This window comes from Streptomyces pseudovenezuelae (assembly GCF_001513955.1).
Lineage (GTDB): Bacteria > Actinomycetota > Actinomycetes > Streptomycetales > Streptomycetaceae > Streptomyces > Streptomyces pseudovenezuelae.
In genome coordinates this window covers 1,637,662-1,652,297 of sequence record NZ_KQ948144.1, presented here as the reverse complement: position 1 = coordinate 1,652,297, position 14,636 = coordinate 1,637,662, and the positions used below count along the sequence as shown (strand labels likewise).

Here is a 14,636-nt window from a genome sequence, read left to right as displayed (position 1 = left end):
TCCTTTCGGGCCTGATTCCCTGTCGGCGGGGCCTTTCGACATTCACTACGTTAGCCGATTCCCTCGGCAACTCATAATCGAGTTCCGCGAGTTCGAATTCGGGCGTGCGGGCACGCCGAAATCGCCCCCGCTGAGGGGATGTCGTAGGTAGTGGTTTGGCCGCTCTCGGCTGCTGGCGATCGCCGTAACCGGGTCAAGCGGCTGGGGCCACGTTACGCACCTTCCAAGAGCGAGTCAACTTGAGCGCCGCCTCGGGACATGAGCGCGGTAGGGGCTCACTGTCGGGTCGTCGGCGACCCAGAACCGCCAGGGGTGCACGCCCCCTTCGCCGGCCACTCCTGTCCGCGGACCGCTGCCTACCTGGTCGGAGGCGACGGGGGTGCCGGTCAACACCCGCAGCGGTGTCTCTCCCGCGTCGCACGCGTCCGTGCCGTCCAGGGCCCGGTCCACGCCCAGGGCCGTGGCCAGGCGGGCAGGCCCTTTGGCCAGTTCTTTGTCATTTCGGGCCGAGAGTCGACGTTTGCGCGCCAGTTCGGCGCCCTCGGTGACCTCGCCGGCCCGAAGCAGGACGGCGCTCGCCCAGCCCTCCGGTCCGCACACCAGGTTCATGCAGAACCACATGCCGTAGGTGAAGTAGACGTACACATGCCCGGGCGGACCGAACATCACGCCGTTGCGGGCCGTGCGGCCGCGATAGGCGTGGGAGCCGGGGTCGTTCTGGCCGTCGTAGGCCTCGACCTCCGTGATGCGGAGCACGATCGGACCGTCGGGGGTCGTACGGACGAGGAGACGGCCGAGGAGGTCGGGGGCGACCTCCAGTACGGGGCGGTCGAAGAACTCTCGTGGCAGTGGCGTACGGTCCGGGGGCGTGATCATGGCGTACGAGCGTAGTCCAGACGGGTGCGTGCCAAGGGGTGGTCAAGGGTTCGTCCGCTTGCCAGGGTGAGGGCGCGGAACCGACCACGGCCGGATCGCGTTTGTAGGGATCAGGAATCCGCGCGTTCTAAGAGGAGAGACATGGCGTTCAAGAAGCTGCTCGCGAGCCTGGGTGCCGGTGGGGCTTCGGTGGAGACGGTGCTGACCGAGGTCAACGTCGTTCCCGGTGGTGTCGTCCAGGGCGAGGTGCGGATCCAGGGCGGGTCCGTCGACCAGGAGATCGAGGGGCTGTCGGTCGGCCTCCAGGCCAGGGTCGAGGTCGAGAGTGGCGACCAGGAGTACAAGCAGGACATCGAGTTCACCAAGGTCTCGCTCGGCGGTGCCTTCACGCTGCAGGCGAACGCGGTGCACACGGTGCCGTTCGGGCTGGAGATCCCCTGGGAGACGCCGGTCACGATGATCGACGGTCAGGCGCTGCGCGGGATGAACGTCGGTGTGACGACCGAGCTGGCGATCGCGCGTGCCGTGGACTCCGGTGACCTGGACCCGGTCAACGTGCACCCGCTGCCGGCGCAGAAGGCGATCCTGGACGCCTTCATGCAGCTGGGCTTCCGCTTCAAGAACGCGGACCTGGAGCGCGGTCACATCCGGGGGACGCGGCAGCAGCTGCCGTTCTACCAGGAGATCGAGTTCTTCCCGCCGCAGCAGTACCGCGGGCTCAACCAGGTCGAGCTGAGCTTCGTCGCGGACGGCAACGCGATGGACGTCGTGCTGGAGATGGACAAGAAGCCGGGACTGTTCAGCGAGGGCAGTGACACCTTCCGGTCCTTCCAGGTGGGGCTGCACGACTACCAGAACACCGACTGGGCCGGCTACCTCAACCAGTGGCTGTCCGAGGTCGGCAGCAAGCGCAACTGGTTCTAGGCTCGGGAACTGCTGATTCCGGTAATCGATCAGGAGGTACCGAGGTGACCGAGCTCAAGCGGCGGCCGCTCCCCCACGACTTCCATCCGCCCGTCCCGTCGTTCACGGTGACGAGCGAGGACGTGCAGGAGGGCGGCACGCTCAAGGACGCTCAGGTCTACGCGGCCGGCAACACCTCTCCGCAGCTGCGCTGGGAGGGGTTCCCGCCGGAGACCAAGAGTTTCGCCGTGACCTGCTACGACCCCGACGCGCCCACGGGCAGCGGGTTCTGGCACTGGGTCGTGTTCGACATCCCGGTCTCGGTGACCGAGCTGCCGGTCGGTGCGGGCAGCGGCAAGTTCGAGGGGCTGCCGGAGGGTGCCGTACAGGCGCGGAACGACTACGGGTCGAAGGACTTCGGTGGGGCCGCTCCGCCGGCCGGGGACGGACCGCACCGGTACGTCTTCACCGTGTACGCGGTGGACCAGGAGAAGCTCGGGCCGGATGCGGATGCGTCTCCCGCCGTTGTGGGCTTCAACCTGCGTTTTCACGCGATCGCGCGGGCCCATTTGATCGGTGAGTACGAGGTGCCCGCCGAAGACTGACGTTCATCGGGCGTTTGCCCGCCTCTGGTCTTGGAATTGATCAGAGGCGGGCACTTTTTTATTGCGTTGTCCATCTCGGCGTGCCCGGCCAGAGTTGATCCAAGCCCAAGCCCGCCAGGGGGTGGGACGGTGCACATGGGAGGTGGGCTGACATGCGGGACACGCTGGTACTGAACGCGAGCTTCGAGCCGCTGTCGACGGTGACGTTGAACCGAGCCGTCGTTCTGGTGCTTCAGGACAAGGCCGTCGTCGAGCAGTCCCACCCCGAACTGCGCATGCGCGGAGCCGCGGTCGACATACCGGCGCCCCGGGTGATCAGGCTGTGCAGGTATGTGCGGGTGCCCTTCCGAAGACAAGCCCCCTGGTCCCGGCGGGGTGTTCTGGTGCGTGACCGGCACAGGTGCGCGTACTGCGGGCGGCGGGCGACGACCGTGGACCACGTGGTGCCGCGGTCGCAGGGTGGTCAGGACACCTGGCTGAACACGGTGGCCTCCTGTGCGGAGGACAACCACCGCAAGGCGAACCGGACTCCGGCGGAGGCGGGGATGCCGTTGCTGCGGGAGCCGTTCGAGCCGACTCCGGCGGACGCGATGCTGCTGTCCCTGGGGCACGAGGACTTCTCGGCGCTGCCGGATTGGCTGGCGCGGGAGGCCGCCTGAGCCTTTGCCGAGATCGGTTCGTCGGCGGCCTGCGGGTTCGTCGTGGCTGGTCGCGCAGTTCCCCGCGCCCCTGGGTGGGTGCGGGGAACTTTGTGTTCACGGCTCTGTCAGTCGATCTTCGGGGTTTCCCGGCGTTCCGAGCCGCCGTTGCCTCCGCCTGAACCGCCGCCGAAGTTGCCGAAGTTGCCCATGGCTCCGGAGAGGCCCTTGAGGGCGTCGCCGATTTCGCTGGGGACGATCCAGAGCTTGTTGGCGTCGCCCTCGGCGATCTTCGGGAGCATCTGGAGGTACTGGTAGGAGAGGAGCTTCTGGTCCGGGTCTCCGGCGTGGATCGCCTCGAAGACCGTGCGGACGGCCTGGGCTTCACCTTCCGCGCGCAGGGCGGCCGCCTTGGCCTCACCCTCGGCGCGCAGGATCTGGGACTGCTTCTCACCCTCGGCCGTGAGGATCGCGGCCTGGCGCGTGCCCTCGGCGGTGAGGATCGCGGCGCGCTTGTCGCGGTCGGCGCGCATCTGCTTCTCCATCGAGTCCTGGATGGAGGTGGGCGGCTCAATTGCCTTGAGTTCGACGCGGTTTACCCGGATGCCCCACTTGCCGGTGGCCTCGTCGAGGACGCCGCGCAGGGCCGCGTTGATCTCCTCGCGGGAGGTCAGGGTGCGCTCCAGGTCCATGCCGCCGATGATGTTGCGGAGGGTGGTGACGGTGAGCTGCTCGATGGCCTGGATGTAGCTGGCGACCTCGTAGGTCGCGGCCCGGGCGTCGGTGACCTGGTAATAGATGACCGTGTCGATGTTGACGACCAGGTTGTCCTGGGTGATCACGGGCTGCGGCGGGAAGGGCACGACCTGTTCGCGCAGGTCGATGCGGTTGCGGATGGTGTCTATGAACGGGACGACGATGTTGAGGCCCGCGTTGAGCGTGCGCGTGTAGCGGCCGAAGCGCTCCACGATGGCGGCGCTCGCCTGCGGGATGACCTGGATCGTCTTGATGAGGGCGATGAAGACCAACACCACCAGGATGATCAAGACGATGATGACCGGTTCCATCGTGCTCCCCGTGCCCTTCTCTGCCTCGGCGTTCTCGGAAGATCTTATGGTTGTTGAAGATCTTGCTGGTCGAGTCTGACAGACCGTCGCCCAACTCGTGGTGCGTTCCGTTCAGTTACATCCTGCGAGGTCACATGATGATCGCCGTGGCTCCCTCGATGTCGACGACATCCACTTCCTGGCCTACTTCGTAGGCACGCCCGGTGTCGAGAGAGCGGGCGGACCAGACTTCTCCGGCGAGCTTGATCCGGCCACCGCCGCTGTCGACGCGCTCCAGGACGACGGCCTGTCTGCCCTTCAACGCGTCGATGCCCGTGACGAGTTGGGGGCGCTGGGAGCGGTGCCGGGTCGCGATGGGCCGTACGACGGCGATGAGGGCCACCGAGACGACGGTGAAGGCGAGTACCTGGACGACGACGTCACCGCCGAGTCCGGCCGCGACGGCGGCGGCGACGGCGCCCACCGCGAGCATCCCGAATTCCGGCATCGCGGTCACCACGAGCGGGATTCCGAGCGCTGCCGCGCCGACGAGCCACCACACCCATGCGTCGATGTCGTTCACGTGGTCATGGTAGGTCCGGGAGTACCGCCTCCGACAGGGCGCGATGAGGCCGGGAGGCGCTTCTTACCCGTGTTTTTGCGGGGACTTCACGTGATCACGACAGCGGAAGGCCCTGGGCGGTCCAGCGGTCGCCGACCTGCTCGACGACGAGGGGCAGGCCGAAGCACATGGAGAGGTTGCGGGAGGTGAGTTCGAGCTCCAGGGGACCCGCGGCGAGCACCCGGCCCTGACGGATCATGAGGACGTGGGTGAAGCCGGGGGCGATCTCCTCGACGTGGTGGGTGACCATCAGCATCGAGGGGGCGATCGGGTCGCGGGCGAGCCGGCCGAGGCGGCGGACCAGGTCCTCGCGGCCGCCGAGGTCGAGGCCGGCGGCGGGCTCGTCGAGGAGGAGGAGCTCGGGGTCGGTCATCAGGGCGCGGGCGATGAGGGTGCGCTTGCGCTCACCCTCGGAGAGGGTGCCGAACCTGCGCTCCAGGTAGTCGCTCATGCCGAGGCGGTCGAGGAAGGCGCGGGCGCGCTGCTCGTCGATCTCCTCGTACTCCTCCTGCCAGCCGGCGGTCATGCCGTACGCCGCCGTCAGCACGGTCTCCAGGACGGTCTGGCGCTTGGGGAGCTTGTCGGCCATGGCGATGCCGGCCATGCCGATGCGCGGGCGCAGTTCGAAGACGTCGGTGCCGGGCTTGCCGAGGGTTTCGCCGAGGATGGTGGCGGTGCCCTTGCTGGGGTAGAGGTAGCTGGACGCGAGGTTCAGGAGCGTGGTCTTGCCGGCGCCGTTGGGGCCGAGAATGACCCAGCGCTCGCCCTCCTTGACCGACCAGGAGACCTGGTCCACCAGAGCCCGGTCCTCGCGGACCACGGATACGTCCTGAAGCTCCAGAACATCGCTCATGAGCGCGTTGTCTCCCCTTGCAGTGTGACCGGTGTCGGCGTCTCGGCTGGCGCGTGCGCGCGTTTGGGCGCAGCCCTCGATGAAATCTACGCCACCGGTCGGCCGCTCCCGTCCAGTGGTCCGGTCCTTAGGCTGGGGGGCATGTTCTCGGAACCGCGCTCTGGACGCCTTGCCGCTTGGGGAAACGGTCTTTTGGCCGGACTTGTCTCGCCGGACGACGCCGTGTCGGCGATCGTCGGTGACGATGCCGTGCACCGGGTCGAGGGGCTGCCGGGTGAGACGGCGGCCGTCGGTCTGACGCTGGCGCTGGGGCGGCTGCGGTCGCTCGGCGTGACGGGACTGCGGGTGGCGCTGCCCGCTCCCGGGCATCCGCTGGGGCTGAGTGGGCCGCCGGAGTTCAACGCGCGGGCGTTGGAGGCGGAGGAGGCGGTGGTCTGTCACGGCGCCGCGCTGGGCCTGGTGCCGGAGGTGTACGAGGCCGGGCCCGCGGGTGATGTGCATGTCGAGGTGGTGTGGCATGTGCTGCCGGTGCGGGAGGCGCCGCCCGCGGACGTCCCGTCGCTGGGCGAGGCCGAGCGGGAGCTCGCGGAGGCCTTGCGGGAGGCGACGGAGGTGCTGTCACGGCTGGACGTGGCCGCGTCGGGGCCGGTGGCGGAGGCGGCGATCGGGGCGTACCGGGCTCGGGCCGAGCGGGGGCGGGAGTTGCTGGCGCCGGGGTACCCGCCTCGGGCGGTCCGGGTGTTGGAGCTCGCTCAGCGGGTGGGCCTGCTGGTGGCGCTGGCCCAGGAGAACGGTCACGGGGGTGCGGTGAGCTCCGCCGAGATGAGGGCCCGAGGGGAGGCGCTGCGGCCGGTGGAGCGGACGGGGCGGCGGGCGCAGGTGGCTGCCTACAACGCGTACGTGGAGGAGCTGGAGCGAGGGGTGCGGTGACCGGCGCGGGTCCGGCCGGCCGAAGCCCGGCGGTTTCACGGTGCGGATCGCGTGCGGGGCGGACGGACCGGCCTCCCGGGTGCGTGACGCACCCGGGAGGCCGAAGTCACTGCCCGCTCGGCGGGGGACGTCAGTGGTTGAGACCGAGGTTGCCGAAGGCGGGGTTCAGCACGCCGATGACGTTCACGCTGTTGCCGACCGCGTTCACCGGGATGTGCACCGGGGCCTGGACGAGGTTGCCCGAGACGACGCCGGGCGAGCCCACGGCCTTGCCGTCGGCGTGCGAGCCGTCGGTGGCGGAGGCCATACCGGCACCGGCGGCGATCAGCCCGCCGGCCACCATCGTCACGGCCGCTGCCTTCTTCAGGTTCTTCACTTCTAAGCCCTCCTAGCGATGGCCGCGGCAGTCGCCGCAGCACGCACTGGAGAACGGCGGACCGTCAGGAAGGATGCGCCATTCGGGGGACATTCCCACGACGGTATGAATCTCACTCCGGAGCGGAACCCTCCGTATTGCCGTGCACCTCGTGGATCAACCGGCCACTCCGTGACGAACCGCCCACAGTGCCGCCTGGGTCCGGTCCGCCAGGTCGAGTTTCATCAGGATGTTCGAGACATGTGTCTTGACGGTCTTCTCGGAGAGGACCAGCGCGCGGGCGATCTCCCGGTTGGAGCGGCCGTCCGCGATCAGCCCGAGCACCTCGCGCTCGCGCTCGGTGAGCGAACCGCCTCTGCCCTGCCCTGAGTTGTTCTCCTCCTGGGACAACAGGGCGTCCGCGACCTCGGGCTGGAGCAGGATGTGCCCGGCGTGCACGGAGCGGATGGCGCCGGCGAGGGCGTCGGGGTCGACGTCCTTGTAGACGTAACCGGCGGCGCCCGCGCGCAGGGCCGGGACCACCGTGCGCTGTTCGGTGAAGCTGGTGACGATCAGCACGCGCGCGGGGTTGTTCAGTTCGCGCAGTTTGCGCAGGGCGTCGATGCCGTCCATGCCCGGCATCTTGACGTCCATGAGGACGATGTCGGGCTTCAGCTCCTCCGCGCGCGCGACGCCCTCGGCGCCGTCGGCGGCCTCGCCCACGACCTCTATGTCGTCCTGCACTTCGAGGAAGGTGCGCAGTCCCCGGCGGACGACCTGGTGGTCGTCGACGAGCAGGACCTTGATCGCGTCAGCCACCGGGGACCTCCATCTCGATGGTGGTGCCCTTGCCGGGCGCCGATTCCACGGTCAGCGTGCCGCCGACCCCGCTGGTGCGGTCCCGCATGGAGACCAGGCCGAGGTGGCGCCCCGCGCGGCGGACCGTCGTCGGTTCGAAGCCGCTGCCGTCGTCCGTGACGCGCAGGACGGCTCCGCCGCCGCGCCGGTCCACGCTCACGTCGACATGCTCGGCTCCCGAGTGCCGCAGCGCGTTGTGCAGGGCTTCCTGGGCGACGCGGAGCATGGCCTCCTCCTGGGCGGCCGGCAGCGCGCGGAAGCTGTGGGCCGCGAAGGTCACGCGCGCGGTGTGGGCGCGGTCCAGGACCTGGATGTGCGTGCGGAGGGTGGCGGTCAGGCCGTCCTCGTCCAGGGCGGCGGGGCGCAGTTCGACGACGGCGGCGCGCAGTTCGTCGGCGGCTTCGGCGGCGAGGGTGGCCACGTGGTGCAGTTCGCCCTTGGCGCGGGACGGGTCGCGGTCGACGAGGGCGGCGGCGGCCTGGGCGGTCAGCCGCAGGGAGAAGAGCTTCTGGCTGACCGCGTCGTGCAGTTCGTGGGCGAGGCGGGAGCGCTCCTCGGCGATCGTGAGCTCGCGGCTGCGTTCGTAGAGGCGTGCGTTGGTCAGGGCGATCGCGGCGTGCTGGGCGAGGATCGACAGGAGTTCCTCGTCCTCCTCGGTGAAGCCGCAACCGCCTTGCGGCTTCGGGCAGTTCTTGTTGGCCAGGAAGAGCGCGCCGATCACCTCGTCGCCGTCTCTGATGGGCAGGCCCAGGAAGTCGGACATGTCGGGGTGGGCGGACGGCCAGCCCTCGAAGCGGGGGTCCTTGCGGACGTCGGCCAGGCGCTCGGGGGTGGCCTCGTGCAGCATCGCGGCGAGGATGCCGTGCTGGCGCGGGAGCGGGCCGATGGCCTTCCACTGCTCGTCGCTGACGCCGTCGACCACGAACTGGGCGAAGCCGCCGTGGTCGTCCGGGACGCCGAGGGCGGCGTACTGCGCGTCGAGCAGCTCGCGGGCCGAGGCGACGATCGTCTTGAGGACGTCGCGCACCTCGAGGTGCCTGCTCATGGCCAGCAGCGCGGAGCTCACCGCGGCGAGGCCGGACCGGGGGCCTTGACTCATGACCTCAGCGTACGGGCGGGGTGTGACACCGCGGATCGGACCTGTGACGGCCTTCGGCTAGGGCGAGCGACCTAGGGCAAAGGGCCTCGCCGCATTGCGGCCCGCGTCCGAGGCGACCGGGGCGGTCCCGTTCCTACGTTGGGAGCACGCCGATCAGGAGGCGTGGAGGACGAGGGGACGTGTGTCATGCCGGTAGCGATCATCACGGGGGCCTCGAAGGGGCTGGGGCGGGCGCTCGCCGAGGCGCTGGCCGCGCGGAACTGGGACCTGGTGCTCGACGCGAGAGGCGCCGAGGTCCTCCTGGACACGGCGGCGTGGCTGGAGACCCACGGAACGCGGGTGACCGCGCTGCCGGGAGACGTCACGGATCCGGCGCACCGCTCGGAGCTGGTGGCCGCGGCCTCGAAGCTCGGTGGCGTCGACCTGCTGGTGAACAACGCGAGCGCGCTGGGCGCCGAGCCGCTGGCGCGCCTTGAGGGGCTGCCCCTGGACGGGCTGCGCCGCGCGCTGGAGGTGAACGTGGTGGCCGCGCTGGGCCTGGTCCAGGAGGCGCTGCCGCTGTTGCGGGCCTCGGAGTCCGGCTCGGTGATCGCGGTCAGTTCGGACGCCGCCGCCGAGGCCTACGAGACGTGGGGCGGCTACGGGGCGTCGAAGGCGGCCCTTGACCACCTCGCGGCGGTGCTGGGCGAGGAGGAGCCACGACTGCGGGTGTGGGCCGTGGATCCCGGGGACATGGCGACGGACCTGTACGCGGCGGCCGTACCGGACGACCGGGATCCGCGGCCGGAGCCGGCGCGTGTGGTGCCGGCGTTTCTGCGGCTGCTGGACGAGCGGCCGGTGAGCGGGCGGTACGGGGCCCCGTCGCTGCTGGAGGGGCGATGAGGCTCGCGACGGGGGTCCCCCCGCTTGAGCCCGTTCGAAAGCGGGCGAGCGTACCGGAGGAACTGTCGGCACGGGTGCCGGCCGAGCAGCGTGGGGCCGGGCTCGACCGGGACGCCGTCCGGCTGCTGGTGTCGCGGGGCACCGAGGTGTCGCACCACTGCTTCGGGGAGCTTCCCCGGCTGCTGCGGTCCGGTGACCTGCTCGTGGTGAACACCTCCCCCACGCTGGCCGCGGCCGTCGACGGCCGGATCGGGCACGCGCGTGTGGTGGTGCACTTCTCCACGCGCGGGGACGACGGCCGGTGGGCGGTGGAGCTGCGGGATCCCGACGGGCGGGGCACCACGCGTGCGCGTGCGGGCGGGCCCGCGGGGACAGAGGTGCGGTTGCCCGGGGGCGGGCGGCTGGTCCTGGAGGAGGCGGTGAGCGGGCGACTGTGGTGGGCCCGGGTCTGCGAGGCGGACGTCGTAGGGCTGCTGCGGGAGCACGGGCGGCCCATTCGGTACTCCTACACGGAACGGGACCAGCCGCTGTCCGTCTACCAGACGGTGTTCGCCCTGCCCTCGCCCGACGGGGCGGGCAGCGCGGAGATGCCCAGTGCGGCGCGGCCCTTCACCGCGCGGCTGGTGGCGGAGCTGGTGAGCCGGGGTGTGCAGTTCGCGCCGGTCACGCTGCACACCGGGGTGGCCTCGGCGGAGGCGCACGAGCCGCCGTATCCGGAGCGCTTCTCGGTGCCGGAGGCCTCCGCGCGGCTGATCAACGCGGTGAGGGCCGGGGACGGCAGGGTCATCGCCGTCGGGACGACGGCCGTGCGGGCCGTGGAGTCGGCGGCCGGGGCCGACGGGGCCGTACGCGCGTGTGCGGGGTGGACGGATCTCGTCGTGACCCCGGAGCGCGGGGTGCGGGTGGTGGACGGGCTGCTGACCGGGCTGCACGAGCCGGAGGCCTCGCATCTGCTGATGCTGGAGGCGGTCGCGGGGCGGGCGGCGGTCGACCGCGGGTACGAGGAGGCGCTGCGCCGGAACTACCTGTGGCACGAGTTCGGGGACGTGCACCTCCTCCTGCCTCGGGAGGATCCTCACACAGAGCATTGCGTCCGCAACTGCTGGTGAGGCCGCTGTGCGCCCGATGTGAGCCCGCACATAGGGCGCAGATCACGTACTAAGAGAAATAGGAGACAAGACCCTCCTGTATGAGCGGGAAAGACGTTCCGGTCTGTCCTATTTTGCCCTCCCCCGGTCCACTACCCGGGGTCGTACGTCACACCTTTGCCGGGTGGTTTTGCGCCAGCTAAGAATGGCCAACGTCGCTCAGCGCCGTGGGTTCTCCCCGCGGCGTTTGTGCAGGAAGCACCCGTGTCCGCCCCCGGACAGCGAGCGACCTCCGCGCTATTCGAAGAGGTCCATCCCGCATGCCCAAGAACCCTTTCACCCGTGGTCATAGTCGCGCGCTGACCAAGCGCCACAAGATCGCCGTCGCCGGAGTCGCCACGCTCGGTGCAGCCGCCGTCGCCTTCAGCGCGGTTCCGGGCAACGCGGAGACCACGACGTCCGAGGCGGCCACCTACTCGGCCCCCGTGAAGTACTCCTCCGAGCAGCTCAAGGGCCTCCAGGCCGACGTCAAGGAGCAGCTCGCGGCCAAGGCCCTGCAGAGCAAGGCCGCCGAGGCGAAGGCGAAGGCAGAGGCTGCGGCCAAGGCGAAGGCCAAGGCCGCGACCGCCGCGAAGAAGAAGGCCGCCGCTGCCGCCGCCGCCAAGAAGGCCGCGCAGGCGCGCAAGGCCAAGGAGGCCGCGAGCCGGGCCGCGCACCGCGCCAAGCTCAAGGCCGCCGCGCCCAAGAAGAGCTACGCGAACAACCTGGACGGGTGGATCAAGGAGTCCCTGTCCATCATGCGGGCCAAGGGCATCCCGGGCAGCTACAACGGTCTGTACCGCAACATCATCCGGGAGTCCTCGGGCAACCCGAACGCGATCAACAACTGGGACATCAACGCCATCAACGGCATTCCGTCGAAGGGGCTGCTCCAGGTCATCCCGCCGACGTTCAAGGCGTACCACGTCGCCGGCACGTCCTGGAACATCTACGACCCGGTCGCCAACATCACCGCCGCCGCCAACTACGCGGCCGACCGGTACGGCTCGATGGACAACGTGAACAGCGCTTACTGAGGTCGCGCGGACCTCTCGTACGCACAAGGGCGGCACCCGGTCGGGGTGCCGCCCTTCACTGTCGTACGACGGTGGTCACTTGCGCATGACCTCGGGCTCGTGGCGGCGCAGGAAGCGGGAGACGAGGAAGCCGCAGACGACACCGATGGCGATGAGGGCGATCATGTTCAGGCCCCAGGTGCCGAGCGTGTGGTTCCACAGCGGGTCGGTTGTGTCGCCCGGTTTCACGGGTGGGTTGACCTGGTTGAAGTCCAGCGTGGCGCCGGCAGCGGCGACCGCCCAGCGTGACGGCATCAGGTACGAGAGCTCGTTGACGCCGATGGTGCCGTGCAGGGTGAACAGACAGCCGGTGAAGACGACCTGGACGATCGCGAACATGACCAGCAGCGGCATGGTCTTCTCGGAGGTCTTCACGAGCGCGGAGATGATCAGCCCGAACATCATCGAGGTGAACCCGAGCCCCATGATCGGCAGACAGAGCTCGGCGAGGGTGGCGTTGCCGAGGACCAGTCCCTCCTTGGGCAGTCCGCGGGTGGCGAAGCCGATGACGCCGACCATCAGCCCCTGCAGGATGGTGATCACGCCCAGCACGACCACCTTGGACATCAGGTACGCCGAGCGGGACAGGCCGGTGGCGCGCTCCCGCTCGTAGATCACCCGTTCCTTGATCAGTTCACGGACGGAGTTGGCCGCGCCGGCGAAGCAGGCGCCGACCGCGAGGATCAGCAGGACGGTGGTGGCCGTGCTGTTGGGCTCGGGAAGCTTGGTCCTGGGGTCGACCGGCTTGGGCAGGAGGTTGTCACCGAAGTCGATGAGCAGGCTCACCGAACCGAGGACGAGGGGCAGGATCACCGTCAGGGCCAGGAAGCCCTTGTCGGACGCGATGACCGACACATAGCGGCGCACGAGGGTCCCGAACTGACCCGTCCAGCGCTGTGGCTTCGGCGGCTTCATGCCGTGCATCGGAGGCGTCTGTACGGACTGCGGCGCAACGGCGTCTATGTCCGCGGCGTACATCTGGTAGTGCTGCGAGCCCTTCCAGCGGCCGGCCCAGTCGTAGTCGCGGTAGTTCTCGAAGGCGGAGAACACGTCGGCCCAGGTGTCGTAGCCGAAGAAGTTCAGTGCCTCCTCGGGCGGCCCGAAGTAGGCGACCGCGCCGCCCGGGGCCATCACGAGCAGCTTGTCGCACAGGGCCAGCTCGGCCACGGAGTGGGTCACGACGAGGACGGTGCGGCCGTCGTCGGCCAGGCCGCGCAGCAGCTGCATGACATCGCGGTCCATGCCCGGGTCGAGGCCGGAGGTCGGCTCGTCGAGGAAGATCAGGGACGGCTTGGTGAGCAGCTCCAGGGCCACCGAGACGCGCTTGCGCTGGCCGCCGGAGAGGGAGGTGACCTTCTTCTCCTTGTGGATGTCGAGCTTCAGCTCGCGCAGCACCTCGTCTATGCGGTGTTCGCGCTCCTGCGCCGTGGTGTCGGCGGGGAAGCGGAGCTTGGCCGCGTACTTGAGGGCCTTCTTGACGGTCAGCTCCTTGTGCAGGATGTCGTCCTGCGGGACCAGACCGATGCGCTGGCGCAGCTCGGCGAACTGCTTGTAGAGGTTGCGGTTGTCGTAGAGGACGTCGCCCTGGTTGGCGGGCCGGTAGCCGGTGAGCGCCTTGAGCAGGGTCGACTTGCCGGAACCGGACGGTCCGATGACCGCGATCAGGGACTTCTCCGGGACCCCGAAGGACACGTCCTTGAGGATCTGCTTGCCGCCGTCGACCGTGACGGTGAGGTGGCGGGCGGAGAAGGAGACCTCGCCGGTGTCGACGAACTCCTCCAGCCGGTCGCCGACGATCCGGAACGTGGAGTGGCCGACGCCGACGATGTCGCTCGGGCCGAGCAGCGTGGAGCCGCCCTTGGGGATCGGCTGGCCGTTGACGTACGTGCCGTTGTGTGAGCCCAGGTCGCGGATCTCCATACGGCCGTCGGGCATCGAGTGGAACTCGGCGTGGTTGCGGGAGACCTGGAGGTCGGAGACGACCAGGTCGTTCTCCAGGGCACGGCCGATGCGCATGATGCGGCCGATGGTGAACTGGTGGAACGTGGTCGGGCTGCGGTCGCCGTAGACCGGCGGCGCGCCCTCGCCCGCGCCTGCGCCTGCGCCTCCGCCGGGACCCTGCTGCTGCGGGATCTTCTGCGGTGGCTGGTGCGAGTACGGATGCGGCTGCGGCTGTTGCCGGGGCTGCGGCTGCGGCCAGCCGGACTGCGCGGCCTGCGGCGGGGGTTGGTGCGCGGCCGCCTGCTGCGGGGCCTGCTGTGGTGTCTGCTGGGCCCAGGCCGGGTTCGCGCTCTGTGCGGCGTACGGCTGCTGCCTGGACTGCGGTTGTCCGTCCGGGGCAGCGGCGCCGGACAGGCTCAGCAGCGGGCCGTCGCTCGCGTTGCCGAGGTGGACGGCCGCGCCGGGGCCGATCTCCGTCTGGTGGATCCGCTGGCCCCGCACGAACGTGCCGTTGGTACTGCCGTGGTCCTCGATGACCCAACCGCGCCCGCTCCAGCTGATCGTGGCGTGACGCCAGGACACCCTGGCGTCGTCGAACACGATGTCCCCCTGCGGATCGCGTCCAAGGCTGTACGACCTGGACGGATCGAGCGTCCAGGTACGTCCATTCGCTTCCAGTACGAGTTCCGGCACTCCAAGCCCCACTGAGTAGTCCCCCGCATTGCCCCCGTCACAGGGAGTGTAGGGATGTCGAACATCGTCGGGAACTATTTCAGGATCCCCCTCCTGACCGAAAGTCGAGCCCCGAGAACACCACGTTCGCAC

At 69.6% G+C, this 14,636-nt stretch carries 15 protein-coding genes; 7 read left to right on the top strand and 8 right to left on the bottom strand.

Going from position 1 to position 14,636, the window contains the following annotated elements; genetic code table 11:
• Positions 1 to 234: 234 nt before the first annotated feature.
• A complete protein-coding gene (locus AQI94_RS07330; RefSeq protein WP_031060372.1) occupies positions 235 to 876 on the bottom strand; it encodes a DNA-3-methyladenine glycosylase in 642 nt (213 codons plus the stop codon).
• Between the two features lie 141 nt (positions 877 to 1,017).
• Here AQI94_RS07330 and AQI94_RS07325 point away from each other — a divergent pair, with 141 nt between their 5' ends.
• The 3 genes from AQI94_RS07325 (at position 1,018) to AQI94_RS07315 (ending at position 3,043) form a co-directional block, all read left to right on the top strand.
• Positions 1,018 to 1,800 carry a sporulation protein gene (locus AQI94_RS07325; protein ID WP_031060375.1) on the top strand — a complete coding sequence of 261 codons (783 nt, stop codon included), beginning with the start codon at positions 1,018 to 1,020 and terminating at the stop codon, positions 1,798 to 1,800.
• Between the two features lie 44 nt (positions 1,801 to 1,844).
• Complete coding sequence (locus tag AQI94_RS07320) at positions 1,845 to 2,384, top strand: YbhB/YbcL family Raf kinase inhibitor-like protein (RefSeq protein WP_031060378.1); 540 nt, start codon at positions 1,845 to 1,847, stop codon at positions 2,382 to 2,384.
• Positions 2,385 to 2,536: 152 nt separating this feature from the next.
• Positions 2,537 to 3,043: an HNH endonuclease gene (locus tag AQI94_RS07315; protein WP_031060381.1), complete on the top strand. Its 507-nt coding sequence runs from the start codon at positions 2,537 to 2,539 to the stop codon at positions 3,041 to 3,043.
• Between the two features lie 107 nt (positions 3,044 to 3,150).
• Here the strand turns inward: AQI94_RS07315 and AQI94_RS07310 are convergent, their stop codons facing one another.
• The 3 genes from AQI94_RS07310 to AQI94_RS07300 all read right to left on the bottom strand — a co-directional run bounded on the left by AQI94_RS07310 (position 3,151) and on the right by AQI94_RS07300 (position 5,543).
• Positions 3,151 to 4,089, bottom strand: a complete 939-nt coding sequence (locus AQI94_RS07310; RefSeq protein WP_031060384.1) for an SPFH domain-containing protein — start codon at positions 4,087 to 4,089, stop codon at positions 3,151 to 3,153.
• Between the two features lie 130 nt (positions 4,090 to 4,219).
• The gene (locus tag AQI94_RS07305; RefSeq protein WP_031060387.1) at positions 4,220 to 4,651 is read right to left on the bottom strand and encodes an NfeD family protein; all 432 of its coding nucleotides are present in this window, start codon (positions 4,649 to 4,651) and stop codon (positions 4,220 to 4,222) included.
• Between the two features lie 94 nt (positions 4,652 to 4,745).
• Positions 4,746 to 5,543 (bottom strand): ABC transporter ATP-binding protein, encoded by a 798-nt coding sequence (locus tag AQI94_RS07300; RefSeq protein ID WP_031060390.1) that lies wholly within the window; start codon positions 5,541 to 5,543, stop codon positions 4,746 to 4,748.
• 141 nt (positions 5,544 to 5,684) lie between these two features.
• Between AQI94_RS07300 and AQI94_RS07295 the strand changes: the two genes are divergently transcribed.
• A complete protein-coding gene (locus AQI94_RS07295) occupies positions 5,685 to 6,473 on the top strand; it encodes a hypothetical protein (protein ID WP_078902997.1) in 789 nt (262 codons plus the stop codon).
• A 130-nt stretch (positions 6,474 to 6,603) separates the two neighbouring features.
• Here AQI94_RS07295 and chpE read toward each other — a convergent pair whose 3' ends face one another.
• The 3 genes from chpE to AQI94_RS07280 all read right to left on the bottom strand — a co-directional run bounded on the left by chpE (position 6,604) and on the right by AQI94_RS07280 (position 8,785).
• On the bottom strand, positions 6,604 to 6,849 hold the full coding sequence (gene chpE, locus AQI94_RS07290; protein WP_031060399.1) for a chaplin ChpE: 246 nt from the start codon (positions 6,847 to 6,849) through the stop codon (positions 6,604 to 6,606).
• Between the two features lie 156 nt (positions 6,850 to 7,005).
• Positions 7,006 to 7,647: a response regulator gene (locus AQI94_RS07285; protein ID WP_031060402.1), complete on the bottom strand. Its 642-nt coding sequence runs from the start codon at positions 7,645 to 7,647 to the stop codon at positions 7,006 to 7,008.
• On the bottom strand, positions 7,640 to 8,785 hold the full coding sequence (locus tag AQI94_RS07280; RefSeq protein WP_031060405.1) for a GAF domain-containing sensor histidine kinase: 1,146 nt from the start codon (positions 8,783 to 8,785) through the stop codon (positions 7,640 to 7,642). Before AQI94_RS07280 ends, AQI94_RS07285 begins: the two co-directional genes overlap by 8 nt.
• Positions 8,786 to 8,971: 186 nt before the next feature.
• On the opposite strand from AQI94_RS07280, the gene AQI94_RS07275 reads away from it, so the two are divergent.
• From AQI94_RS07275 to AQI94_RS07265, 3 genes are all read left to right on the top strand, one after another.
• Positions 8,972 to 9,667 carry an SDR family NAD(P)-dependent oxidoreductase gene (locus AQI94_RS07275; protein WP_031060408.1) on the top strand — a complete coding sequence of 232 codons (696 nt, stop codon included), beginning with the start codon at positions 8,972 to 8,974 and terminating at the stop codon, positions 9,665 to 9,667.
• Positions 9,664 to 10,776, top strand: coding sequence for an S-adenosylmethionine:tRNA ribosyltransferase-isomerase (locus tag AQI94_RS07270; RefSeq protein WP_031060409.1), 1,113 nt, complete (start codon positions 9,664 to 9,666; stop codon positions 10,774 to 10,776). Before AQI94_RS07275 ends, AQI94_RS07270 begins: the two co-directional genes overlap by 4 nt.
• A 299-nt stretch (positions 10,777 to 11,075) precedes the next feature.
• A complete protein-coding gene (locus AQI94_RS07265) occupies positions 11,076 to 11,831 on the top strand; it encodes a transglycosylase SLT domain-containing protein (RefSeq protein WP_031060412.1) in 756 nt (251 codons plus the stop codon).
• A 75-nt stretch (positions 11,832 to 11,906) separates the two neighbouring features.
• Here AQI94_RS07265 and AQI94_RS07260 read toward each other — a convergent pair whose 3' ends face one another.
• The gene (locus AQI94_RS07260) at positions 11,907 to 14,504 is read right to left on the bottom strand and encodes an ABC transporter ATP-binding protein/permease (RefSeq protein ID WP_031060413.1); all 2,598 of its coding nucleotides are present in this window, start codon (positions 14,502 to 14,504) and stop codon (positions 11,907 to 11,909) included.
• Positions 14,505 to 14,636 lie beyond the last annotated feature (132 nt).